Origin of the sequence: Catenuloplanes atrovinosus (assembly GCF_031458235.1) — a bacterium.
GTDB classification, from domain to species: domain Bacteria; phylum Actinomycetota; class Actinomycetes; order Mycobacteriales; family Micromonosporaceae; genus Catenuloplanes; species Catenuloplanes atrovinosus.
In genome coordinates this window covers 1,359,832-1,382,500 of the sequence record NZ_JAVDYB010000001.1, presented here as the reverse complement: position 1 = coordinate 1,382,500, position 22,669 = coordinate 1,359,832, and the positions used below count along the sequence as shown (strand labels likewise).

The following is a 22,669-nucleotide window of genomic DNA, read 5'->3' as shown; positions in this document are numbered from 1 at the left end:
TACCCAGCGACTTCACCTGCACCAGGCCGGCCTCGGCCAGCGCGGCGCGCAGCGTCTCCGGTGGCAGGTCGGTCAGTGAACCGCCGCGGCCGAAGAGCGCCAGCGATGCCTGGACGGCCGCACTCGCCTCGGCCTCCCCGTGCACCAGCGTGGTCAGCTCCAGCGCCAGCGCCTTCTGCGCCTCACGCGCAAAGGGACGTTCCGCCGTCGCGGCCTCCAGCGCGAGCAGGTCCTCCCGCGGCTTGAAGCTGAAGAAGCGCAGGTACTTGTTCACGTCCCGGTCGTCCGCGTTGAGCCAGAACTGGTAGAACGCGTACGGGCTGGTCATGGTGCCGTCGAGCCAGACCGCGCCGCCCTCGGACTTGCCGAACTTGGTGCCGTCCGCCTTGGTGACCAGCGGCGTGGTGAACGCGTGCACCGGTCCCCCGCCGCGCCGCCGGATGAAGTCCACGCCCGCGGTGATGTTGCCCCACTGGTCCGAGCCGCCGAACTGGAGCGCGCACCCGTACCGCTCGTGAAGCTGGAAGAAGTCGTTGGCCTGGAGCAGCTGGTAGCTGAACTCGGTGAAGCTGATGCCGGACTCGAGCCGCGCCTTCACCACCTCGCGCGCGAGCATGCGGCTGACCGGGAAGTGCTTGCCGACGTCGCGCAGGAAGTCGATCACAGAGGTCGGGCCGGTCCAGTCCAGGTTGTTGACCATCCGGGCCGCGTTGTCACCGGTGAAGCTCATGAACGGGGAGAGCTGGTCGCGGATCTTCCCGACCCAGCCGGCCACCACCTCCGGCGGGTTCAGCGAGCGCTCGCTGGACTCGCGCGGGTCGCCGATCTGGCCGGTGGCGCCGCCGACCAGCAGCAGCGGGTTGTGTCCGGCGAGCTGGAGGCGGCGCGCGGTGAGCACCTGCACGAGGTGGCCGACGTGCAGGCTGGCGGCGGTCGGGTCGAAGCCCACGTAGTACGTCACCGGCCCGGCGGCCAGTCGCGCGCGCAGCTCGTCGAGGTCGGTCGAGTCTTGAATCAGCCCCCGCCACCGCAGGTCGTCGAGGAGATCCTCGCCCACGGCCGGGACGTCGTTGCGGTCCGTCACGCCGGAGATTGTCCCCCATCACCCGTCCGGGTTCCCACCTGGTAAGCCGCGACCACAACCGAGGATCACATTCAAAATCGACATCAGCCGGTACGGACGAGCGGGTACCCGGCCCGCAGAGGTGCCGAAGCACGACACGCGCGTTCCGTACCCCCCGATGGGTTCGCGGTGTTGATATTGGCTCATGGAGTTCACGACGGAAGTGCTGCTGAGCGGGAAGTCGGCCACCGGGCTGCGCGTGCCGGAGGAGGTGGTGGAGGCGCTCGGCGCGGGCAAGAAGCCGCCGGTCAGCGTGACGATCAACGGGTACGGCTATCGGAGCACGGTCGCGGTGATGGGCGGCGTGTTCATGCTGCCGCTGAGCGCGGAGCACCGGAAGGGCGCGGGCGTGAGCGCCGGCGACACGGTCACGGTGACGGTCGAGCTGGACTCCGTGCCGCGCGAGGTGGAGGTCCCGGACGACCTGGCGGCCGCGCTGGCGGGCGCGCCGGACGCCAGGGCCGCGTTCGAGGCGCTGTCGTACAGCCGGAAGCGCGCGCTGGTGCTGCCGATCATGGACGCGAAGACGGCGGAGACGCGGGCCCGGCGGGTGGCCAAGACGATCGACACGCTCCGCGCCTGACGAACCGGTATCGGGATGCAATGTGCACGCGAAACCTCATGTCGACTTTCCGCGCATTCACCCCGGCCGCTAGCATCGGCGTGAGACGGGCATCCGCAGGTCCATAGACGTCGAGCAATAGGTGGTTTCCGTGGTCGACACCTACGAGTACCTCGACAGCACCCCCGCGGAAGAGGCGCGACGGCTCGCCGCCGTGCGCCGCTACCAGCTGGTCGACCGGCCGGCGGAGCCGGCGTACGAGCGGATCGCCTACATCGCGGCGACCATCCTGGACACCCCGATAGCGTCCGTGACCATGGTGGAGGAGGACCGGGTCTGGCTGGCCGCCTGCTACGGACTCACGGTCCGCCAGATCGGTGCGGAGCCGGGGCTGTGCGCGTCCGCCATCGGCCACGACGGCGTCTACGTGGTGCGCGACGCGGCCACCGATCCGCGGACCGTCGCCCACCCGCTGGTCACCGGCGAACTGAAACTGCGGTTCTACGCGGCGGCGCCGATCCGTACCCGTGACGGTTTCCGCCTCGGCACGGTCAACGTGATCGACAAGAGGCCGCGCGACCCGGAGCACAAACAGCTGCGGTCGCTGGAATACCTCGCCGAGATCGTCGCGGACGAACTCGAACTGCGGCTGATGGCGATCAGGGGCGCGGTCGCCGGAGCATAGGGCGAGGGCGTGTCTGGCGGATCTTCGCCGGCCTGCGGCGTGCCCTAGCCGGCGCGGTGCGCGGAGCGGCGGGCGCCGAGCGCGGCCACCAGGTCCTCCCGGGCGCGCGCCACCCGGGAGCGGATCGTGCCGATCGGGCAGCCGCACACCTCGGCCGCCTCCTGGTAGCTGAGGCCGAGCACCTGGGTGGCGACGAACGCCTCGCGCCGCTCCGGGTCGAGGCCGCGCAGCAGGTGGTCGAGGACCACGCCGTCGGCCACGTCCGCGGCCGGTGCCGCCGCGTCCGCGGCGAGCTCCCAGTTCTCCAGCGCGGCGGTACGCGGGCGGGCGACCACGGACCGGATGTGGTCGGCGGCGACGCGGCGCGCGATCGCCAGCAGCCAGGTCCGCGCGGACGAGCGGGCCGCGAAGGACGGCAGCGCGCGCATCGCCCGCAGGTAGGTCTCCTGGGCGAGATCCTCCGCCTCGCCGGGGCTGACCAGGTGCGCGAGGAAGCGGTGCACGCCCTGCTGGGTGGCGCGGACGAAGTCGGACGCGGCCGCCCGGTCGCCCTTGCCGGCGCGCAGCGCCCAGGTGGTGAGCTCCGCCTCGTCCGGCCCGCTGGTATGCATGGCTGGCAGGCTACCCGGTCCGGCCGGGCGCGTCCGCACCGCGACGGGAACTTCCCACCGGGCGTGCGCGACTATGGAGGTGGACGGGCCAGGGCGGCGCTGAGGGACGGTGGGACATGGGCGGCGGATGCGAGACGTTCCGGGATGCGATCTCCGCGCGCCTCGACGGCGAGGAGATCGGGCCGGGTGACGCGCTGGACCGGCACCTGGACGGGTGCGCGGACTGCCGGGCGTACGCGGAGGACGCCGCGCTGGTGACCCGGATGGCCGCGCTGTCCGGCGGTGGCGGCACGTTCGCGGGCGTGGACGATTCGGTGCTGGACGCGCTGCCCGCGCCGCGCCGCCGGTTCCGGATGCCGACGCTCCCGGCCGCGGTCCGCCGGTCGCCGGTGCCGGCCCTGCGGGTGCTGCTCGGGCTGCTCGGCGCCGGGCAGTTCGTGCTCGGCGTCGCGCAGATCACCGGCATCGCCGCGGTCCAGCACCTGCACACCGGCGTCGGCGGCGCCAGCGCGAACCATCTGCTCAACGAGTCCGCCGCGTGGAACCTGGCGCTCGGTGCCGGCTTCGCCTGGATCGCGATGCGCCGTGGCCGGCCGAGCGGCATCCTGCCCACGCTGACCGTGTTCGTCTCCGTGCTGGTGCTGCTCTCGGCCGGCGACCTGGTCGCGGGCCGGGTCGAGCCGGTGCGGCTGCTCAGCCACGGGCTGGTGCTGGCCGGGTACCTCGTGGTGGTGGCGCTGACCCGGACCGCGCCGGAGCCGGGCGAGCCGCCGGCCGGCCGCCGCGACGGCGGCTCCCGCTGGCGCCTCTCGCTGGACACCGACCCGGACTCGCCGGCCGCCGGCGCCCCGGGCCGGCTGCGGGTGCTCCCCGGCGGCGCGGCCATGGCCTCCGCGTCGGCGTCCACGGACGCCCGCGCGGCCTGACCGGCCCACCGGTTTCCCGGGCGGGACGGACCTGGCCGGCCGTGCGCGGGAGCGTGCCGGTCGCGGGACCGCCGGCGACTACGAGGATTGGCCCTTCAGGCGCTTCTTCTCCTGCTTGCGGCGCTTGAGTTCGGCGTCGGAGGGCCGGCGCTTGATGGTCACGCCGCCCCAGAACGCGAGCCCGCCGATCACCACGGTCGGCGCGCCGGGCGCGCCCGCGCCGTTCGCCCCGTGGTCGAAGCCGCCCATCACGGCCAGGCCGGTGACGTGCACGTTCGCGTCCTCGGGGACGATCACCTCGACGCCGCCCATGACGGCGACCGCGGTGATCCGGGTGCTGCCCTCGGCGAAGTACGCGTCGCGCAGGTCGATCACGCCGCCGCCCCAGAACGACAGGCAGGTGAACGTGCGGCCGACCGCCCACCGGCCGCGCCGGACGAACTGGCTCATCAGCGCCAGCCCGCCGCGCGAGGCGGGCACATCGCCGTCCGGCACCGTGTTCGCCGGGGTGGCCACGACCAGCGGCAGGTCGCGGGTCAGCGGCTCCAGCTCGCCGTACGTGCGGGCCGAATAGACGCGGCCCAGCCGCTCGTCCAGCTCGTGCAGGTCGATGCGCCCGTCGGAGGCGGCGGCGCGCAGCACCTCCGCCACCCGCTCACGGTCGGTGTCGGAGGCGCGCAGCTGCCGGGGGTCGACCGGCTCGGGCAGGAGGTCGCTCACACCGCGAGCCTACGGGTTGTCGACAATGTGGACAGCCGCCTCTTCGGCGGATGCCGCGCCGCCGTCGATGCCGACGTCGCTGCCCCACGACTCGTCCTCGGTGTCCTCGCCGGCGCCCTCGTCCGGGGCGACCAGGCGGCCGGCGCGGCGGTCACCGGTCTCGGCCGCGTCGTAGAACTCGTCGGACTCCTCGCCCTCGCCGTCGTCGAGCGCGTCCCGGCTCGGCTCGTCGCCGGAGGAGTCCGGGACCTCCTGGCGGAGCCGGTCGTCGAGCGACTCGCCCTGCCGGGCCTCCTCCGCGGTCACGCCGAACGCGGTGGCGCCCCGGTAGCGCTCCGGCGGGCTGTAACCCTCGTCCAGATCGTCGTCGAGGCCGCGGTCGCTGAGCGTGTCGTCGGCGGAGAGCTGACCCTCGTCGTTCTCCGGCAGCCACAGCTCCCGGTCGGCCTGCTCCTGGGTGGGTCCATCGGTCATGGCGGCCAGCGTACCCATGCGTGATCTGGCATATGGCGGCCGGAGGCGGCGGCGGGCAGACTTGGCGGGAAAACGTCTCACTCGGGGAGAGTCTCGTTGAAGTGTGAACACCTCGCGCAGGCCGCCGTTCCGCCGCCGCAGAGCGACGAAGGGTGCCAGGACTGCCTCGCCAACGGCCGGCACGACTGGGTCCACCTCCGCGAATGCCTCACCTGTGGGCACGTGGGCTGTTGCGACTCGTCACCGGGCAAGCACGCCACCGCGCACTTCCACGCCACCGCGCACCCGGTCATGAAGTCCATCGAGCCGGGCGAGACCTGGCGTTGGTGTTTCGTCGACCAGGTCGGGGCGCAGAAGTGAGCCCTCGTAACCTTCGGATGCTGGGATGAGCGCATGGTGAACTCCGCGATCCTGACCGTGGACGACGACCCGGCGGTGTCCCGGGCCGTGGCCCGCGACATCCGGCGCCGGTTCGGTGACCGCTATCGCGTGGTCCGCGCCGATTCCGGCGAGTCCGCGCTGGACGCGCTGCGCGAGCTGAAGCTGCGCGGCGAGCAGGTCGCGGTGCTGCTGGCCGACTACCGCATGCCGCACATGAACGGCATCCAGTTCCTGGAGCAGGCGATGGACCTGTTCCCGCGGGCCCGGCGGGTGCTGCTCACGGCGTACGCGGACACCAGCGCCGCGATCGACGCGATCAACATCGTGGATCTGGACCACTATCTGCTCAAGCCGTGGGACCCGCCGGAGGAGAAGCTCTACCCGGTGCTGGACAGCCTGCTGGAGGCGTGGCTGGCGACGCCGGAGGCCGCGTCGACCGAGACGCGCGTGATCGGCCATCGCTGGTCGGAGCCCTCGTTCAAGGTGCGGGACTTCCTGGCGCGGAACCTGGTGCCGTACCGGTGGCACCTGTGCGACGACCCGGAGGGCAAGCGGCTGCTGACGGCCGCGGGCGCGACCGAGGACGACGTGCCGATCGTGATCACGCCGGAGGGCAAGGCGCTGGTCAAGCCGTCCACCGCGGAGCTGGCCGGCAGCGTGGGCCTGTCCACCACGCCGGCGTCGGACTTCTACGATCTGGTCGTGGTCGGTGCCGGGCCGGCCGGGCTGGGCGCGGCCGTGTACGGCGCGTCCGAGGGGCTGCGCACGGTGCTGATCGAGCAGCGGGCCACCGGCGGTCAGGCCGGCCAGTCCAGCCGGATCGAGAACTACCTGGGCTTCCCGGACGGGGTATCCGGCGCGCAGCTGACCGACCGGGCGCGGCGGCAGGCGCTGAAGTTCGGCGCGGAGCTGCTCAGCACGCGCGAGGTGACCGGGCTGGAGGCGGCCGGGCCGACCCGGGTGCTGCGCTTCAGCGACGGTACGAAGATCGCGGCGCACACCGTGGTGCTGGCGACCGGCGTGTCGTACCGGCTGCTGGACGCGCCCGGCCTGCGCGAGCTGACCGGGCGGGGCGTGTTCTACGGCTCCGCCGCGACCGAGGCGCCGTCCTGCACGGGCAGCGACGTCTACATCGTGGGCGGGGCGAACTCGGCCGGCCAGGCCGCGCTCTACTTCTCCCGGTACGCGTCCCGCGTGCACATGGTGATCCGGGCGCCCGACCTGACCCGGTCGATGTCGAGCTACCTGATCGAGCAGATCCAGGGCAACGACGGGATCGTGGTGCACCCGTGCACCGAGGTGATCGGGGCCGAGGGGGACGAGCACCTGGAGCGGCTCACGCTGCGCGACCTGCCGAGCGGCGAGACGCGTACCGTGGAGACGTCGTGGATGTTCATCTTCATCGGCGCGGAGCCGCGCACCGACTGGCTGGACGGCGCGGTCGCCCGCGACGATCGCGGCTACATCGTGACCGGCCCGTCGCTGATCACGGACGGGCAGCGGCCGCACGGCTGGACGCTGCCGCGCGATCCGTACCACCTGGAGTGCAGCATGCCGGGCGTGTTCGCGGCCGGTGACGTGCGCGCGGAATCGGTGAAGCGGGTGGCGTCCGCGGTCGGCGAGGGCGCGATGGCCGTCTCCGTGATCCACCGATACCTGGAGGCGCAGTGAAGCTGACGGCCGGGGAACTGCGCGGGCTGTTCCTGTTCGAGAAGCTGGACGACGAGAAGCTGGCCTGGCTGGCGGAGAACGGCACCATCGAGACCGCGTCCGCGGGCGACACGGTGTTCCGCGAGGGGGAGCCGGCGACCTGCTTCTACGTGCTGCTGGAGGGCACGGTCTCGCTGAGCGCGCTGGTGAACGGCGACCGGGTCGAGTTCGCCCGGAGCGACCAGCGCGGGTCGTACGGGGGAGCCACCCGGGCGTACGTGGGCGAGACGAGCGAGCACACGTACCCGCACAGCATGCACGCGGTCACCGACCTGCGACTGTGGGTGCTGCCCGCGGAGACGTTCGCCGGCATCATGCGCGACTGGTTCCCGATGGCCGTGCACCTGCTGGAGGGTCTGTTCGTCGGCCAGCGCGCGGTCAGCACCGTGGTCGGCGAGCGGCAGCGGCTGCTCGCGCTCGGCGCGCTCTCCGCCGGCCTGACCCACGAGCTGAACAATCCGGCCGCGGCCGCGGTCCGGGCGACCGAGGCGCTGCGCGGCCGGGTCGCCGGCATGCGGGACAAGCTGGCGCGGATCGCGGACGGGCGGCTGGACGGGTCGCGGCTGCACGAGCTGGTGCGGTTCCAGGACGACGCGGTCAAGCGGGCCGCGCACGCGGAGGAGATGTCGCCGCTGGCCACGTCGGACGCGGAGGACGAGCTCGGCGACTGGCTGGACGAGCACGGCGTGGAGGGCGGCTGGGACCTCGCGGGCACGCTGGTCGCGGGCGGGCTGGACGCGGACTGGCTGTCCCGGGTGACCGCGGCGGTCGGCGACGACTACGCGGAGCTGGCGATCCGGTACATCACGTACACGGTCGACACCGAGCTGCTGATGAAGGAGATCGACGACGCGGTCCGGCGGATCTCCGGGCTGGTCAAGGCCACCAAGCAGTACTCGCAGCTGGACCGTGCGCCGTACCAGACGGTGGACGTGCACGAGTTGCTCTGGGCCACCATGACGATGATCAAGTCGAAGATCCCGCCGGGCGTGACGATCGTCAAGGACGTGGACAAGACGCTGCCGCCGATCCCGGCCTACGCGGCGGAGCTGAATCAGGTCTGGACGAACCTGCTGGACAACGCGATCGGCGCGATGGGCGAGAGCGGGACGCTGACCATCCGGACCGAGCGGGAGGCCGACTGCGTGGTCGTCGAGGTCGGCGACACCGGGCACGGCATCCCGCCGGAGAACCTCAGCCGGATCTTCGAGCCGTTCTTCACCACGAAGCCGGTGGGCGAGGGCACCGGGCTAGGGCTGGACATCTCGTACCGGATCGTGGTCAACAAGCACGGCGGCGACATCCGCGTGACGTCGAAGCCGGGCGAGACGCGGTTCCGGGTGTACCTGCCGATCACGCCCCGGCCCCAGCCGGCCTGAGCCGGCCGCGGCTCTCCCGGGGCCGCGGCCGGCCTGCGCCACGCGGCGCGCGGCAGCGTGTCCGGGTCCGGATCTCGTCGTCTTACCCGAGCATGCGGGTGATGTCCGACGCGGGAACCGGGCGGGCGAAGCGGAAGCCCTGGCCGAGGTCGCAGGCGAGGCGGCGGAGCACGGCGGCCTGCTCGTCGGTCTCGACGCCGACCGCGGTGACCGTGATGCCCAGGTCGTGGCAGAGCCGGATGACGCCGGCGAGCAGCGTCGGGTCGTCCAGGTCGCGGAGGAACCGCGGCGCCAGCTTGACCGCGGAGAACGGCAGCCCGGCCAGGTCGGCCACGCTGGCGGACCCGGCGCCGAAGTCGTCGACGGCCAGCCGGACACCCAGGTCGGCGAGGCCGCGCAGCGTGTCGTGGTGCCCGGTCAGCGGGGCGCTGCCGGTCACCTCCAGCTGCAGGCGGGACGGGAGCAGGCCGGTCCGGTCCAGCGCGGCCGCGACCATGGCGACCAGGCCCGGATCGGACAACTGCACCGGTGACAGGTTGACGCTGACGAACACGCCGGCCGGGTGCCACTCCGCACCGCGCGCGCAGGCCGCCTCCAGCAGGCGCATGCCCAGCGCGTTGATCAGCCCGGTCCGCTCGGCCAGGTGGATGAACTCGCCGGGCGGGACCAGCCCGGTGGCCGGCAGCCGCCAGCGGGCCAGCGCCTCCACCCCGGCGGTCCGGCGGTCGAGCAGGTCCACGAGCGGCTGATAGTGCAGCAGGAATTGGCCGTCGTCGAGCGCGCCCGGCATGGCCGCGGTCAGCCGGTGCCGGCGGATGTCGGTGGCGCCACGGTCCGGGTCGAAGACCGCGACCGGGCCCGCGTCGTCGTGGGTGGCCCAGCCGAGCGCGATCGTGGCGGAGCGCAGCAGTGACTCGGGGGTGGTGTCCGCGGCCGTGGTCTCGGCGATGCCCGCCCGGCCGGAGATCGGCATGGCGTGGCCGTCCACCACGTACGGATTCGGCAGCGCGCGCAGCAGCAGGTCGGCGGCCTTGATCAGATCGTTCGGCCCGCCGGTGCCGGTGATCACCGCGGCGAACCGGTCCTCGCCGGGGTGGTGCAGGAAGTAGTGGTGGCGGTGGGCGACCGCGCGCAGCCGCTGCGCGACCAGGCGCAGCAGGTCGTCGCCGCGCTCGTGGCCCATGGTGTCGACGACCGCGGCGAACCGGTCCAGCTCCAGCAGGCAGAGGCCGACGCGCTCGCCGGGCAGCGCGTTGCCGATCACCGCGGCGAGGCCGTCCAGCAACTTCGACCGGTTCGGCAGGCCGGTGAGCGGGTCGTACAGCAGCGTGTTCCGCAGCCGGCGCTGGATGCCGGCCTCCTCGCGGCGCCGGGTCGCCTCCAGCGCGCGGCGCAGGCAGTCCGTCGCGTCCGCGCCGCGCTCGCGCAGCGTGCCGGTGAACCCGGTGGCGAGCCGGCCGAGCAGCGCGCCGACCCGGGACGGCGCGTCCGTGCGGGCCAGCAGCCCGGGCGTGAGCACGGCCAGTGTCTCGCCGAGCACGGCCGGCGCGGCCATCCGCGCGTCGACGAGTTCCTCCCCCACGCGGTAGCCGGCCTCGGCGTCGAACGGGTCCTCCGCGAGCGCGTCGGCCAGCCGGACCGTGAACGACTCGATCAGGTCGAGCGCGCGGCGGCGCGGCCCGGGCACGAACGTGACGGCCGAGATCGCACGCATCCACGCGTGCGCGAGGCGGACGACATCCGCCGCCTCATCGGATTGCCACATGAGCCGACCTTTCCGCGCGCGATCCTCGTGAGGGTTGAGGTGTCGCGTCAGCGATTATGGCCGCTCGCGCATTCGGAAATCCACACCCGGTTTTTGCACGGACGCTTTTTTCACCGTTTTCGGGCGACGGCCGCGAGCGCGCTCGGCCGTGACGTCTCGGCCGCCAGCGGATCGGGACGCCAATCGGTCGCCGGCACCACTCCGGGATCGACGATGTCGAAATCCCCCAATATCGCGGAGAGCTCGCCGGCGGTACGCGGAAAGACCGTCATCGGGTACGGCAGCCCCGCGTGCTCCGGGTCCGGCGCCTGGTGCGAGAGCACCACGTGACTGCCGGAGACGCACGCCTCACCCAGCCGCGCGACGATCTCCGCGGGCCGGTCCGCGTCCGGCACCAGGTGCAGCACGTCCACCAGCAGCACCGCGACCGGCTCCGCGAAGTCCAGCAGATCGAGCACCTCCGGGTGGTATAGCACGTCCTCCGGCCGGCGCAGGTCACCCTCGATGACGCGCACCCGGGGCTCGCGTTCCAGCAGCGCACGTCCCTGCACCACGGTGGCCGCGTCGTTGTCCACGTAGATCACCCGGGCGCCCGGGTCGGCGTCCCGGGCCGCCTCGTGCACGTTGCCGAGCGTCGGCAGGCCGGAGCCGAGATCCAGGAACTGGCGGATGCCCAGGGCGGCCAGCTCACGCACGGCCCGGCCGAGGAACGCGCGGTGCGCGTGCGCGATGCCGCGCGCGCCCGGGACCAGTTCCTCCGCGGTCCGCCAGAATTCGCGGTCTATCGCAAAGTTGTGATATCCGCCCAGTGCGTGGTCATATATCCGCGCGGCGTTCGGCACGGAGAAGTCCACTCCGTCCGGCACCCGATCGGGAAGCTCCCTCATAGCCTTCCGACCCTTCCGGACGCTGTGCCACCGGTCAAGGTACGTAACTCGAATGCCCATTCGATCGTTGATGGGATTCGCGCCGTGTCGATGACGGTGCCGCCGCCGCGCGTTCCGTGATCGTGGCCGGTGCGGGCGGCGGGTTCGACCCGCCGCCGCGGCCGAGCATCGTGCAGGGCCGGATCGCGGCGGGCCCGCGCGGCGAGGCCGGCCCCGCACCGACCGGCCGCCGCCTTCGGCCATGGTGATCGCGGGCATGGGCCATAGGGTAGAACGATGGTGATCGACTTCGCGGATCCGGAGCTGATCAGGAATCCGTATCCGGTCCTGGCGGAGCTGCGCGAACGCGGGCCGGTGGTGTGGCACGAGGACATGTGGCTGGCGGCGAGCCACGCGACGGTACGGACCGTGCTGCGGGACCGGCGGCTCGGGCGGATCTGGCGGGACCGGGAGCCCGCGGACCGATATGCCGCGTTCAACCTGCTTCATCGGAATCAGATGATGGAGAACGAGCCGCCGGCGCACACCCGGCTGCGGTCGCTGGTGGCGTCCGCGTTCGCGCGTGGGCACGTGGCGCGGCTGGAGCCGGCGATCGCGGCGCGCGCGGCCGAGCTGCTCCGCGCCGCGGGTGACGAGTTCGACCTGCTGGCGGACGTGGCGGAGCCGCTGGCGGTGGACGTGATCGCGGACCTGCTGGGGGTGCCGCGCGCGGACCGGCACCTGTTGCGGCCGTGGTCGGCCGCGATCGTGCGGATGTACGAGCCGTCGCGCACGCCGGCGGACGAGGCCGCGGCGCTGACCGCGTCGGCCGCCTTCGCCGACTATCTGCGCGCGCTCGCCGACGAGCGGCGACGGCGCCCGGCCGAGGATCTGATCACGCACCTGACCGCGGTGGAGCTGACCGGGGACGAGCTGGTGGCGTCCGCCATCCTGCTGCTCAACGCGGGCCACGAGGCCTCGGTGAACGCGCTCGGCGGCGGGTGGGTAGCACTGTGGCGGCATCCGGACCAGTTGGCGCGGCTGCGCGCGGACCGGTCGCTGATCCCGTCCGCGGTGGAGGAGACGATCCGGTACGACCCGCCGCTGCACCTGTTCGTCCGCACCGCGATCGAGGACGTGGCGGTCGGCGGCGTGACCGTGCCGGCCGGCGGGCGGATCGGCGCGCTGCTCGGCGCCGCGAACCGGGACCCGGCCGTGTTCGCCGCGCCGGACCGCCTCGACGTGGGGCGCGACCCGAATCCGCACGTCGGCTTCGGTGCCGGCCTGCACTTCTGCCTGGGCGCGCCGCTGGCCCGGCTGGAGCTGCGGGCGGGGCTGGCCGCGCTGCTGGACGAGCCGCTGGAACCGGCCGAGGAGCCGGTGCGGCGGCCGACGTTCGTACTCCGGGCCTACGAGAGGATCATGGTGCGCAGATGACGAGGACGGTACGGCTGGCGGTCGCGCAGCCGGAGTGTGTGGCGCGGGACGTGGCGGCCAACGCACGGGCCCACGCGGACCTGGTGCGGCGGGCCGAGGGGGCCCGGGTGGTGGTCTTCCCGGAGATGTCGCTCACCGGGTACGAGTTGGACGCTCCCCCGCTGTCGCCCGGCGATCCCCGGCTGGCGCCGCTGGTCGAGGCGTGCGCGGAGACCGGCGCGCTGGCGCTGGCGGGCGCGCCGGTGGGCACGGCGGCCGGGAAGCACATCGGCGTGCTGGCGGTCGACGGGACGGGCGCGCGGGTGGCGTACCGGAAGATGTTCGTCGGTGGGGCGGAGCCGGAGTTCATGACGCCGGGGGACGAGCCGGCCGCGGTGACGGTGGACGGCGTGCGGCTGGGCCTGGCCGTGTGCAAGGACACCGGCGTGCCGGAGCAGGCCGCGCGCACGGCCGCGCTCGGCATCGACGCGTACCTGGCGGGCGTGCTGGATCACGCGCACGAGCGGCACGTGCACGGCGAGCGGGCCCGGCGGATCGCGGCGGAGCACGGCGTCTGGGTGGCGTTCGCGAGCTTCGCGGGCGGCACCGGGTTCGGCTTCACGGAGGCGGCCGGGCACTCCACGATCTGGGCGCCGGACGGTCGCGTGGTGGCCGAGGCGGGCCCGCTACCAGGCGATCTTGCCATTCACCCGGTTGAATGTGCTGGTTAACGGATGTTAACTTCCGTGGATGCCGAGGGTGGCCATCGTGGGCGCCGGTCTCGGCGGGATCGCGGTCGCCGCGCTCCTGCGCCGGGCCGGGTTCACCGACGTCGTGCTGCTGGAGCGTGCGGACCGGATCGGCGGCGTGTGGCGGGACAACCGCTACCCGGGGTGCGCCTGTGACGTGCCGGCGCCGCTCTACTCGTACTCGTTCTTCCCGAACCCGCACTGGTCCCGGCGCTACCCGCCGCACCACGAGATCCTGGCGTACGTGCGGCGCTGCGCGGACGAACTCGGCGTCACGCCGCACGTCCGGCTGAACACCGAGGTCGTCGCGGCCCGCTGGGACGCCGGCCGCTGGCTGATCGCCACCGCGGACGGCACCGGGATCGAGGCGGACGTGCTGGTCCCCGCGGTCGGGCAGCTGTCCCGGCCGGTGATCCCGGCACTGCCGGGCGCGGGCACGTTCGCCGGCCGGGCGCTGCACACCGCGGCCTGGGACGACACGGTCGAGGTCACCGGCCGGCGGGTCGCGGTGATCGGCACCGGGGCCAGCGCGATCCAGCTCGTGCCGGCGATCGCCGGGGACGCGGCGCGGATCACGGTCTTCCAGCGCACCGCGGCGTGGACCATGCCCAAACCCGATCGGCGGTACGGACCGGTGCGGCGCCTCCTCTACCGCCGGGTGCCCGGCGCGATGTGGCCGGCGCGCGCGGCCACGCTGGCGCTGACCTGGTTCGCGACGCGGGCGGTCACCGGGGACGTGCTCGCCCGTACGCTGGTGACCCGGTTGTCCGCGGCGCAGCGCCGCTGGCAGGTACGGGACCCGGTGCTGCGCGCCAAGGTCACGCCCACCATCCCGCTCGGCTGCAAGCGCACGCTGTTCACGAACGCGTGGCTGCCCGTGCTCGGCCGCCCGGACGTGGAGCTGGTCACCGAGCGGATCACCGCGGTCGAGCCGCGCGGCGTGCGCACCGCCGACGGCGTGCTGCACGAGGCGGACCTGCTGGTCTACGGCACCGGCTTCGCGGCGGCGGAGTTCGTGGCGCCGATGCGGATCACCGGGTGCGACGGGGTGACGCTGCGCGAGACGTGGCGGGACGGCGCGCACGCCTATCTCGGCATGGCGGTGCCGGGCTTCCCGAACATGTTCCTGGTGTACGGCCCGAACACGAACACCGGCACCACGTCCGTCGTGATCTTCCAGGAGGCCCAGGCGCGCTACATCGTGCAGGCCGTGCGCGCGCTGGCCGCGGGCGCGCCGCCGCTGTGCGTGTCGCCCGAGGTGGCCGCGCGGCACGACGCGGAGCTGCGGCGCCGGCTGTCGGCCAGCGTCTGGACCGGCTGTGACAGCTGGTACGTCGGACCGGGCGGCCGGATCGTGACGAACTGGCCGGGCACCGGCCGCGAGTACGTCCGGCGCACCGCGCGGCTGAACCTCGCCGACTACGCCGGCGTCACCGCGAGCCGAACGTGATGTCGAAGTCGGCGAACGTGACGGACAGCAGCGGGCGGCGGCCGGCCAGGTAGCCGAGCGGGCCGTCCGGCAGCGGGGACCAGGCGATCCGGTCGAGGCGGAGCGCGGCGCGGCCGCGTACCCCCGTGGTGAGGGGTCTGCCGTGCAGCAGCTGCAGCACGCGCAGGCCGACCGGCCAGCGGCCGGGGAACCGCGGGCCGGCGCGGAGCACGGCGTGCGCGATGCCGGGCGCGGCCGGCTCCGGCGCGTCGACCGTGAGCTCGGCCAGCTCCTTCGGGATGCCCCACAGCTCGCGCCCGCCGTCCCGGGAGGCCTCGCTGTCCACCCAGATCTCGGTGATGGTGGCGCGCGGGCGGCCGTGGTCGCGGACCAGGCGCCCGGCGAGCAGTTCGCGGTAGCTGAGCACGCCGCCGGGCCGGTAACTCACCCAGGCGGCGCCGACCGGGACGCGGCCGGCCACGGTCAGCGGCGGCGCGGCCAGCCCCTGCGGGTGCGGCGGCAGGCCGGCGGCCGGGACCAGCCAGACCGAGACGTGCATCTGCCCCCTGAGGTGCCACGGTTCCGGCGGATAGGCCATGCGATCCACCGTGACACCCGGCCGTCGCGCACCACAAGGGAGGAACGTGACCGATCGGGCGGTTTCCGGGTCCGCGGGGTCGGAACCTGTCGGTGGGGGTGGGTAGAGTCGCCGCCGTGGACGAGGAGTGGCGCGACTGGCCGGTGGACGACGAGCCCCCGGCGGAGGACTGGGCGGATGAGGAGGAGCTGGGCAGCTGGGAGGACGCGGTTCCGGCCGGCGCGCCCGTGCCGCAGTCCGCGCCCGACCTGACCGGCGCCGGCCCGGCCGAGGTGCTGCGCCGCATCTTCGGCTACGACTCCTTCCGCGGCGAGCAGCAGCAGATCATCGACACCGTGGTCGCGGGCGGGGACGCGCTGGTGCTGATGCCGACCGGCGGCGGCAAGTCGCTGTGTTACCAGATCCCGGCGCTGGTCCGGCCCGGCACCGGCGTGGTGATCTCGCCGCTGATCGCGCTGATGCAGAACCAGGTGGACGCGCTGCGCGCGCTCGGCGTGCGCGCCGACTTCCTCAACTCCACGCTCACGCTGGACCAGCGCCGCCTGGTCGAGCAGGAGTTCGTGGGCGGCCGGCTCGACCTGCTCTACCTGGCGCCGGAGGCGCTGGGCACCGCGGGCGTGCAGCGACTGCTCGACCGCGGCAAGATCTCGCTGTTCGCGATCGACGAGGCGCACTGCGTGTCGCAGTGGGGCCACGACTTCCGGCCGGACTACCTCCAGCTGTCGATGCTGCACGAGCGCTGGCCCGACGTGCCGCGCATCGCGCTCACCGCGACCGCGACCACGGCGACGCACTCGGAGATCGCGACCCGGCTGAAGCTGACCGAGGCGAAGCACTTCGTCGCCAGCTTCGACCGGCCCAACATCCAGTACCGCATCGTCCCGAAGGACGGTCCGCAGAAGCAACTGCTCGAGCTGCTGCGCACCGAGCACGCGGGCGACTCCGGCATCGTCTACTGCCTGTCCCGCGCCTCGGTGGAGAAGACGGCCGAGTTCCTGTCCCGCGAGGGCATCCCCGCGCTGCCTTACCACGCGGGTCTGGACGCCGGGCTCCGCGCGCGCAACCAGTCCCGGTTCCTGCGCGAGGAGGGGCTGGTCATGGTGGCCACGATCGCGTTCGGCATGGGCATCGACAAGCCGGACGTGCGGTTCGTCGCCCACCTCGACCTGCCGAAGTCGGTGGAGGGCTACTACCAGGAGACCGGCCGCGCCGGGCGGGACGGGCTGCCGTCCACCGCCTGGCTGGCGTACGGGCTGAACGACGTGGTCCAGCAGCGCCGCATGATCGAGAGTTCCGAGGGCGACCTGGCGCACAAGCGGTCGCTGACCACGCACCTGGACGCGATGCTCGCGCTCTGCGAGACCGTCGAGTGCCGGCGCGTGCAACTGCTGAAGTACTTCGGCGAGGAGTCGACGCCCTGCGGCAACTGCGACACCTGCCTGACGCCGCCGGAGTCGTGGGACGGCACCGTCCCGGCGCAGAAGCTGCTCTCCACGATCCTGCGGCTGCAGCGCGAGCGCGGCCGGAAGTACGGCGCGGGACGGTCGATCGACATCCTGCTCGGGCGGGAGACGGACGAGACGCGCCGCGGCCGGCACCACGAGCTGTCCACCTGGGGCATCGGCACCGACCTGTCCGAGGCGCAGTGGCGCAGCGTGGTCCGGCAGCTGCTGGCCCAGGGGCTGCTCACGGTCGAGGGCGACTACAGCGTGCTGGTGCTGACCGACGGCAGCCGCGAGGTGCTGGCCCGGCAGCGCACGGTCATGCTGCGCACCGAGCCGAAGCGGAAGGCGAGGGCGGCGCGCTCGTCGTCCTCCGGCGCGGTCAAGGCGCCGCCGGCCGACCTGGCGCCCGCGGACACCGCGCTGTTCGAGCGGTTGCGGACGTGGCGCGCCGGTGAGGCCAAGGCGCAGGGCATGCCGGCGTACATCGTGTTCAACGACGCGACGCTGCGGCAGATCGCCGCGGTCAAGCCGGCGTCGCTTGCGCAGTTGTCCGGCGTGAGCGGCGTCGGCGAGGCCAAGCTCGCGCGGTACGGCGAGGCGATCCTGGAGGTGCTGGCGGAGGGCTGAGCCGCGGCCGGCTCCCCGTGGTGACGGGAAGCCGGCCGGGGCGGGGATCAGCGAGTGATCAGGATGGCGTCGCCGGTGGCGCGCTCGACCTGCTGCCCGGCGGAGTTCTGGTCGGAGGGCGAGTTGACCAGCACGCCGTCGACCACGGTCGCGGACGAGCCGCCGCCGTCCAGGTTGATCGCCTCGACCGCGCCGAGCGAGCGGAAGACCTCGGCGAACGCGGCGATCGGCAGCCCCTGGCTGAGGTTCGCCTGACGGCCGTCGACCTGGATCAGCATCAGCCGGCCCTGCCGGTCGATGCCGGCCCCGGTGCGCGGGTTGTCGCGGATGAACCAGTTGTAGCCCCAGGCCGCGCCCTGCGCCGAGTCGGGCAGGCCGAGCGCCGGGTCCTCGTGCACCAGGCCGTCGGCCACCGGGTCGACGGCCACGCGCCCGCCGCGGACCAGCCGCGGGCCGCCGTTGACCACGAAGTCGCGCGGTCCGAAGCAGACGGTGCGGCCACGCGCGTCGGCGACCGTGGTGTCCAGCGTCAGCCTGGCGCCGGGCTTCGCGTGCGCGGTCAGCCAGGCCGCGTCCGCGCCGATCGCCTGCACGATGCGGTGGCCGGCCGGCACGGTGGCGCCGGTCCGGGCACGTACCTCGACGACGCGGCCGGACGGGCCGATCAGCGCCTCGACGCCGTCGCCGGCCGGGGTGGCGGTGCCGTAGTCGTCCGTGAAGACCACGATCTCGTCCGGGTCGGTGCAGGTGAAGTCGTGGACCGGGCGCTGGGTGGGCAGGTCGCCGCCGACTCCGCCGCAGTTGCGGATCTTGCCGGGCACCCGGTTCAGCGCGTCGACCAGGTGCGGGCGGCCGGCGCCGAAGCGCAGCGCGTACCGGCTGGTCAGATTCTCGATCTCGGTGCGCCGGCCGTCGTCGCGGATCAGCAGCACGGGGCGGCCCGCGGTGGCGGCGGTCTTCGGCTCACCGTCGATCACGCTCAGGCCGGCCGGCGTGCCGGGCGCGCCGTCGGCGCCGTTGACCACGAAGTAGCCGCCGTTGACCGCGTAGAGCGCGCCGGCCGCGGCCGCGATCGCGCTGGTGTTCTGCTGGCCGGTGACCGCGTCGCCGACGGACGCGGTGACGTCGCCGCGGAAGCGCCTCGGGTCCACCGTGAGCACCCGCATCGCCCACGGGCCGGTGCTGTCCGGGCGGCCGTCCTGGCCGGTGTGCAGGGTGAACGCGGGGAACCCGGCGGCGCCGAGCGCGGCGAGGACCGGGTCGGAACCGGCCGGCTTCTCGGTGTACCGGCCGATGCGCAGCGTGTAGCCGATCGTGCCGCCGGCGTACCCGGCCAGCGTCGGCGCGTAGTCGACCGCCTCGACGCGCGGCTCCCAGCCGCGCTCGGCCAGCAGCGCCGCGACCGTGGGGTCCGCGAGCAGCCGCGCGCGGACGGCCTGGGCGTCGGCGAGCGTGCCGAGCGCGCCGCGGGCCGTACCGATGGGCAGGTTGATGCCGATCGTCCAGTAGGCCCTCGCCGGGTCGGCCTGGCCGCGGGCGATGGTGGTCATGACCACGCCGGGCGCGAGCGTCCGCTCGGTGCGGGTCTCGGTCAGCCCGGCCGGGCCGAGCGGCAGCGGGCCGCGCGGCAGGTCGGGCCGGGACGGACCGGAAACGGCCTGCGCCGGTACGGCCGCGCCGGCCGCGAGCACGAGACCGGTGAGAGCGGCGAGCGCGAGACGGCCGCGACGCTGCATGGAGGCTCCTTCAGTGAGCGAGTGCCGGTTCGGGGGTGCGGAGGGTGGTGCGGTGCCAGTAGCCGGACGGCTCGGGCCGCATCAGCCCGAGCCCGCCGTCGACCGGCAGCACCGCGGCGGCCACATAGGACGCCTGCGGTGACGCGAGGAACGCCACGCACCGCGCCACCTCGTCGGCCCACCCGGGGCGGCCGACGGGCGTGGGCGGCAGCACGGGCGCGGGCCGGTCCTCGTCGGCGAGGCCGGCGGCGAGCACGCCGTTGACCCGGACGGCGCGGGCGCGCAGCCGCTCGGTCATCAGCCGGGTGAGCCCGGAGAGCGCGACGGCCGCGGTGCGGGCCGCGTCCGGGGCGGCGGGCGCCTCCGCGACGTTGACCACCGCGCCGCCGTCGCGGACCAGCGCGGTCAGTCCGAGGTGGACGCTTGCGGCGTGCGTGATCGGCAGCGGGCAGGTGACCAGGATGTCCGGCGTGGCGCCGAGGACCTCGCAGGCCGCGATGGCCCGATCGGCGAACTCGGCCGGCCGGTGCCCGGCGACGACGCCGATCACCCGATCGCGCGCCTCGCACGGGCTGGTCACGTCGACCGCGATGACCGAGGCGCCGCGGATGGCGAGTTCGGCGACGACGGCCCGGCCGATCGGGTGGGCGGCACCGGCCACGACGGCGGTGCGGTGGGCAAGGTCTTCATCGGGCATGCGGGCCTCCCCGGCCGGGATGATGGTCGCGGACCTGGGTTACTTAATAAAGGAATTTTCTTTAATAAACGGGTACTCTGCTCTGTCGTGAGCACCACGTCAAGGGGAAGCGGACCGCACGTGCTGCGCCGGCTGAACGCGAGCGCCGTACTGACGGCGCTGCGCACCGGCGGGCCGCAGCGCGTCGCCGACCTGATGGACCGCACCGGGCTCACCCGCCCCACCGTCACGCAGGCGCTCACGCTGCTGGAACGCGCCGGCTGGATCTCGCCGGTGCACGGCACCGCCGACGTCACGGCCGCGCCGCGCAAGGGCCGCCCCGCGCAACTGGTCTCGTTCCGCGCCGGCGCGGGCTGCCTGGTCGGCGCGGACGTCGGCCCGCACAAGGCGATAGTGATGATCACCGACCTGATCGGCGCCCCGCTGGCCGAGCTGCGCGTCTCCACCGGGTCGGCCGGCGACGGCCCCGAGCTGATCACGCTGATCGCGGACACGGTCCGGGCCGCGCTGGCCCGGGCCGGACGCACCGAGGACGAGGTCTACGCGGTCTGCATCGGCTCGCCCGGCATCGCGGACCCAGAGAACCGCACGTTCCGGCTCGCGCCCAGCATCCCCGGCTGGGCGTCGCTGCCGCTGGACGCGGAACTGGGCCGGATGTTCCGCTGCCCGGTGCTGGTGGAGAACGACGTGAACCTGTCCGTGCTCGCCGAGCGCTGGCAGGGCGTGGCCACCGACGCCGCCACCGTGCTGTTCGTGCACTGGGGCTCGCGGATCGGCGCCGGACTGGTCGTCGGCGGGCGGCTGCACCGGGGCGTCGGCGGCGCCGCCGGCGAGATCGGGTTCATCGACCTGGACGAGACGCCGCCGGTCGTCGGTGGCATGGGCCCGCTGGAACGCGTGGTCGGCGCCGACGCGATCGGCCGGCTCGGCGGCGGCGCCTTCCCCGACTCCGGCGCGGTGCTGCGCGCCGCCGCCGACGGCGACCCGGCCGCGCTCACCGCGATCGACGAGATCGCCGCCCGGTTCGCCCGCGGCCTGGCCCCCGCGCTGCTGGTGCTGGACCCGGAACTGGTGGTCATCGGCGGCGGCGTCTCCCGCGGCGGCCCGCCACTGCTGGCCGCGCTGGAACGCCACCTGCGCCCGCGCACGCTCGTCCCACCCCGCCTCGCCCTCTCCGCCCTCGGCGACCGTGCGGGCGTACTCGGCGCCATCCGCGCCTGCCTCGACAACCTGGAGGCAACGCTAGCGGCCAGCCTGTAGGCCGCGAAGCGGCGCACCAGCCTGTGGGCCGCGAAGCGGCGCACCAGCCTGTGGGCCGCGAAGCGGCGCACCAGCGGTCGCCGTGTCAGTCGGCCGCCGGCTGGTCGTCGCCGGGCCGGCGGGCGACCGGCGCGCGTCGCCCGGTCGGGCGGCGGTCGCTCGGACAGCAGCCGCTCGAGAGGCGACCGGGCGGGCGGCGACTCGGCGAGCGGGCGGGCGGCGACTCGGCGGGCGGCGGCCGCGCCGCGGCCTCGTGCTCACGCCGCTACGCGGCTCAGGTCCAGCTTCCACTCGTTGCAGCGGATCGGGGTGCCGATCGGGAACTCGAAGTCGGTCTCGCCGACCAGGGTGAAGCCGGCCTTGCGGCAGACCGCGTTCGACGCCGCGTTGTTCACCTTCGGGAACGCCTGCAGCCATCGGCGGCGCCCGTCCGCCGCCGCCCGCGCGATCACCTCACGCGCGGCCTCGGACGCGATCCCGCGCCCCTGGAACTCGTTCAGCACGCTCCAGCCGGTCTCCCACACCGTGTCGCCGTGCCACTCCCGGTCCCAGTAGCCGATGCTGCCCACGGGCGTGCGCTCCGGCAGCAGCGCGACCCGGAACATGACGCCGGTCCCGGTGATGGGCATGTGCACGTACCGCCGGTGCCGGTCGACGATCTTCTCCTCCGACTCCGGCCCACCGAGGTGACCCTTCATCTCCGGCACGTTGATCCGCCGCAGCAGGCCGAGGTCCTCCTCGGCCCACGGGGTCAGCTCCAGCCTCATCGCCCCATCCCACCACATTCCGCCCATCGCCCCACCGGCAGGCCCACGACCCGATCATCACGGTACGTCACCGGCGCCCGGCCCGGCGGCACCGATGATCAGGGGCGGCGGCGGGCCCGGGGGGTGTGGCGGCGGTACGCGGAGACGGTGGGGTCGGCGCGGAGCCAGAAGCGCCACGGGACGTCGTGGGCGGCCGCGACGCCGACGCGGGGGCCGGCCTCGATGTCGGACCGGGCCGGCGGGCGGGTCGGGGGTGTGAGCAGCGCGGGGCCGGTGCCGTCGATGGCCGAGGTGCCGGTGGCGGCGCCGTCCAGGGCGAGCGCGGTGCAGAGTTTGGCGGGGCCGCGGGCGAGGTCGGCGTCGGTACGGGCGGCGGGGCGGCGGGCGCGGGCGGTGTCCAGGCCGTCGACGACCTCGCCGGCGCGCAGCAGCACGGCGGCGGCGCGGCCGGGCTCGCCGCAGACGATGTTGAGGCACCAGTGGGCACCGTAGACGAAGTACGCGTAGAGGTGGCCGGCCGGGCCGAACATGACCGCGTTGCGCGTGGTGGGGCCGCGGTGGGCGTGCGAGGCCGGGTCCTCACCGAGCCCGCTGTACGCCTCGACCTCGGTGAGCCGGATGCGCACGCCGTTCGCCGCGATCTCCCAGCCGAGCAGGCCGGCGGCGGTGTCCGCGATCTCGGATGCCGGCGCCGCCAGCCACGCGTACCCCATGGATCATGACCTTATGGGTCGCCCGGCGAA

22 protein-coding genes (1 of these 22 cut by a window edge) are annotated in these 22,669 nt (G+C 74.0%); 11 read left to right on the top strand and 11 right to left on the bottom strand.

All coding sequences use genetic code 11. The features are described 5' to 3' along the window. Positions 1-1,084, bottom strand: the 5' portion of a protein-coding gene (gene tyrS, locus J2S41_RS05770) for a tyrosine--tRNA ligase (protein WP_310363991.1). It extends 206 nt beyond the left edge of the window; only the first 1,084 of its 1,290 coding nucleotides appear in the window; its start codon is at positions 1,082-1,084; its stop codon lies beyond the left edge, outside the window. Between the two features lie 184 nt (positions 1,085-1,268). Here tyrS and J2S41_RS05765 point away from each other — a divergent pair, with 184 nt between their 5' ends. Together J2S41_RS05765 and J2S41_RS05760 are read left to right on the top strand one after the other, a co-directional pair. Further along, the gene (locus tag J2S41_RS05765) at positions 1,269-1,706 is read left to right on the top strand and encodes a YdeI/OmpD-associated family protein (RefSeq protein ID WP_310363988.1); all 438 of its coding nucleotides are present in this window, start codon (positions 1,269-1,271) and stop codon (positions 1,704-1,706) included. Positions 1,707-1,836: 130 nt separating this feature from the next. Beyond that, on the top strand, positions 1,837-2,370 hold the full coding sequence (locus J2S41_RS05760; RefSeq protein WP_310363984.1) for a GAF domain-containing protein: 534 nt from the start codon (positions 1,837-1,839) through the stop codon (positions 2,368-2,370). 44 nt (positions 2,371-2,414) lie between these two features. On the opposite strand, the gene J2S41_RS05755 is transcribed toward J2S41_RS05760, so the two are convergent. Continuing rightward, positions 2,415-2,981 carry a sigma-70 family RNA polymerase sigma factor gene (locus tag J2S41_RS05755; protein WP_310363981.1) on the bottom strand — a complete coding sequence of 189 codons (567 nt, stop codon included), beginning with the start codon at positions 2,979-2,981 and terminating at the stop codon, positions 2,415-2,417. 116 nt (positions 2,982-3,097) lie between these two features. On the opposite strand from J2S41_RS05755, the gene J2S41_RS05750 reads away from it, so the two are divergent. Beyond that, on the top strand, positions 3,098-3,907 hold the full coding sequence (locus J2S41_RS05750) for a zf-HC2 domain-containing protein (protein ID WP_310363978.1): 810 nt from the start codon (positions 3,098-3,100) through the stop codon (positions 3,905-3,907). A gap of 78 nt (positions 3,908-3,985) precedes the next feature. Here the strand turns inward: J2S41_RS05750 and J2S41_RS05745 are convergent, their stop codons facing one another. Together J2S41_RS05745 and J2S41_RS05740 are read right to left on the bottom strand one after the other, a co-directional pair. Further along, positions 3,986-4,627 carry a DUF1707 SHOCT-like domain-containing protein gene (locus J2S41_RS05745; protein ID WP_310363976.1) on the bottom strand — a complete coding sequence of 214 codons (642 nt, stop codon included), beginning with the start codon at positions 4,625-4,627 and terminating at the stop codon, positions 3,986-3,988. 9 nt (positions 4,628-4,636) lie between these two features. Continuing rightward, complete coding sequence (locus J2S41_RS05740) at positions 4,637-5,101, bottom strand: DUF5709 domain-containing protein (RefSeq protein WP_310363973.1); 465 nt, start codon at positions 5,099-5,101, stop codon at positions 4,637-4,639. Between the two features lie 96 nt (positions 5,102-5,197). Here J2S41_RS05740 and J2S41_RS05735 point away from each other — a divergent pair, with 96 nt between their 5' ends. Genes J2S41_RS05735 through J2S41_RS05725 form a run of 3 tightly spaced genes read left to right on the top strand, consistent with a single transcriptional unit; the run spans position 5,198 to position 8,571 of the window. Next, positions 5,198-5,461 (top strand): UBP-type zinc finger domain-containing protein, encoded by a 264-nt coding sequence (locus J2S41_RS05735; RefSeq protein ID WP_310363970.1) that lies wholly within the window; start codon positions 5,198-5,200, stop codon positions 5,459-5,461. Positions 5,462-5,494: 33 nt separating this feature from the next. Beyond that, on the top strand, positions 5,495-7,153 hold the full coding sequence (locus tag J2S41_RS05730) for an NAD(P)/FAD-dependent oxidoreductase (RefSeq protein WP_310363965.1): 1,659 nt from the start codon (positions 5,495-5,497) through the stop codon (positions 7,151-7,153). Continuing rightward, on the top strand, positions 7,150-8,571 hold the full coding sequence (locus tag J2S41_RS05725; RefSeq protein WP_310363962.1) for an ATP-binding protein: 1,422 nt from the start codon (positions 7,150-7,152) through the stop codon (positions 8,569-8,571). The genes J2S41_RS05730 and J2S41_RS05725 overlap by 4 nt, the downstream gene beginning before the upstream one ends. Positions 8,572-8,653: 82 nt before the next feature. Here the strand turns inward: J2S41_RS05725 and J2S41_RS05720 are convergent, their stop codons facing one another. Both J2S41_RS05720 and J2S41_RS05715 read right to left on the bottom strand, forming a co-directional pair. After that, entirely contained in the window at positions 8,654-10,336 is a 1,683-nt protein-coding gene (locus tag J2S41_RS05720) for a putative bifunctional diguanylate cyclase/phosphodiesterase (RefSeq protein ID WP_310363960.1), read from the bottom strand. 110 nt (positions 10,337-10,446) lie between these two features. Beyond that, the gene (locus J2S41_RS05715; protein WP_310363958.1) at positions 10,447-11,223 is read right to left on the bottom strand and encodes an SAM-dependent methyltransferase; all 777 of its coding nucleotides are present in this window, start codon (positions 11,221-11,223) and stop codon (positions 10,447-10,449) included. A 276-nt stretch (positions 11,224-11,499) separates the two neighbouring features. Between J2S41_RS05715 and J2S41_RS05710 the strand changes: the two genes are divergently transcribed. From J2S41_RS05710 to J2S41_RS05700, 3 genes are read left to right on the top strand one after another with little or no spacing between them, the layout of a single operon-like run. Next, positions 11,500-12,639, top strand: coding sequence for a cytochrome P450 (locus tag J2S41_RS05710; RefSeq protein WP_310363954.1), 1,140 nt, complete (start codon positions 11,500-11,502; stop codon positions 12,637-12,639). Beyond that, complete coding sequence (locus tag J2S41_RS05705) at positions 12,636-13,349, top strand: carbon-nitrogen hydrolase family protein (protein ID WP_310363951.1); 714 nt, start codon at positions 12,636-12,638, stop codon at positions 13,347-13,349. Before J2S41_RS05710 ends, J2S41_RS05705 begins: the two co-directional genes overlap by 4 nt. 19 nt (positions 13,350-13,368) lie before the next feature. Continuing rightward, positions 13,369-14,817, top strand: coding sequence for a flavin-containing monooxygenase (locus J2S41_RS05700; protein WP_310363948.1), 1,449 nt, complete (start codon positions 13,369-13,371; stop codon positions 14,815-14,817). On the opposite strand, the gene J2S41_RS05695 is transcribed toward J2S41_RS05700, so the two are convergent. After that, positions 14,798-15,394 carry an acetoacetate decarboxylase family protein gene (locus J2S41_RS05695; protein ID WP_310363945.1) on the bottom strand — a complete coding sequence of 199 codons (597 nt, stop codon included), beginning with the start codon at positions 15,392-15,394 and terminating at the stop codon, positions 14,798-14,800. The two genes, J2S41_RS05700 and J2S41_RS05695, sit on opposite strands and share 20 nt — an antisense overlap. 248 nt (positions 15,395-15,642) lie before the next feature. On the opposite strand from J2S41_RS05695, the gene recQ reads away from it, so the two are divergent. Then, positions 15,643-17,466 (top strand): DNA helicase RecQ, encoded by a 1,824-nt coding sequence (recQ, locus tag J2S41_RS05690; RefSeq protein ID WP_310376298.1) that lies wholly within the window; start codon positions 15,643-15,645, stop codon positions 17,464-17,466. Between the two features lie 47 nt (positions 17,467-17,513). Here recQ and J2S41_RS05685 read toward each other — a convergent pair whose 3' ends face one another. Next, a complete protein-coding gene (locus J2S41_RS05685; RefSeq protein WP_310363942.1) occupies positions 17,514-19,202 on the bottom strand; it encodes a phosphodiester glycosidase family protein in 1,689 nt (562 codons plus the stop codon). Positions 19,203-19,212: 10 nt separating this feature from the next. Beyond that, on the bottom strand, positions 19,213-19,899 hold the full coding sequence (locus J2S41_RS05680) for an SDR family NAD(P)-dependent oxidoreductase (protein ID WP_310363939.1): 687 nt from the start codon (positions 19,897-19,899) through the stop codon (positions 19,213-19,215). Between the two features lie 87 nt (positions 19,900-19,986). On the opposite strand from J2S41_RS05680, the gene J2S41_RS05675 reads away from it, so the two are divergent. Next, complete coding sequence (locus tag J2S41_RS05675; protein WP_310363936.1) at positions 19,987-21,159, top strand: ROK family transcriptional regulator; 1,173 nt, start codon at positions 19,987-19,989, stop codon at positions 21,157-21,159. A gap of 257 nt (positions 21,160-21,416) precedes the next feature. Here J2S41_RS05675 and J2S41_RS05670 read toward each other — a convergent pair whose 3' ends face one another. Then, positions 21,417-21,926, bottom strand: coding sequence for a GNAT family N-acetyltransferase (locus J2S41_RS05670; RefSeq protein WP_310363934.1), 510 nt, complete (start codon positions 21,924-21,926; stop codon positions 21,417-21,419). Positions 21,927-22,024: 98 nt separating this feature from the next. Further along, complete coding sequence (locus tag J2S41_RS05665; RefSeq protein WP_310363933.1) at positions 22,025-22,639, bottom strand: DNA-3-methyladenine glycosylase; 615 nt, start codon at positions 22,637-22,639, stop codon at positions 22,025-22,027. Positions 22,640-22,669: the final 30 nt, after the last annotated feature.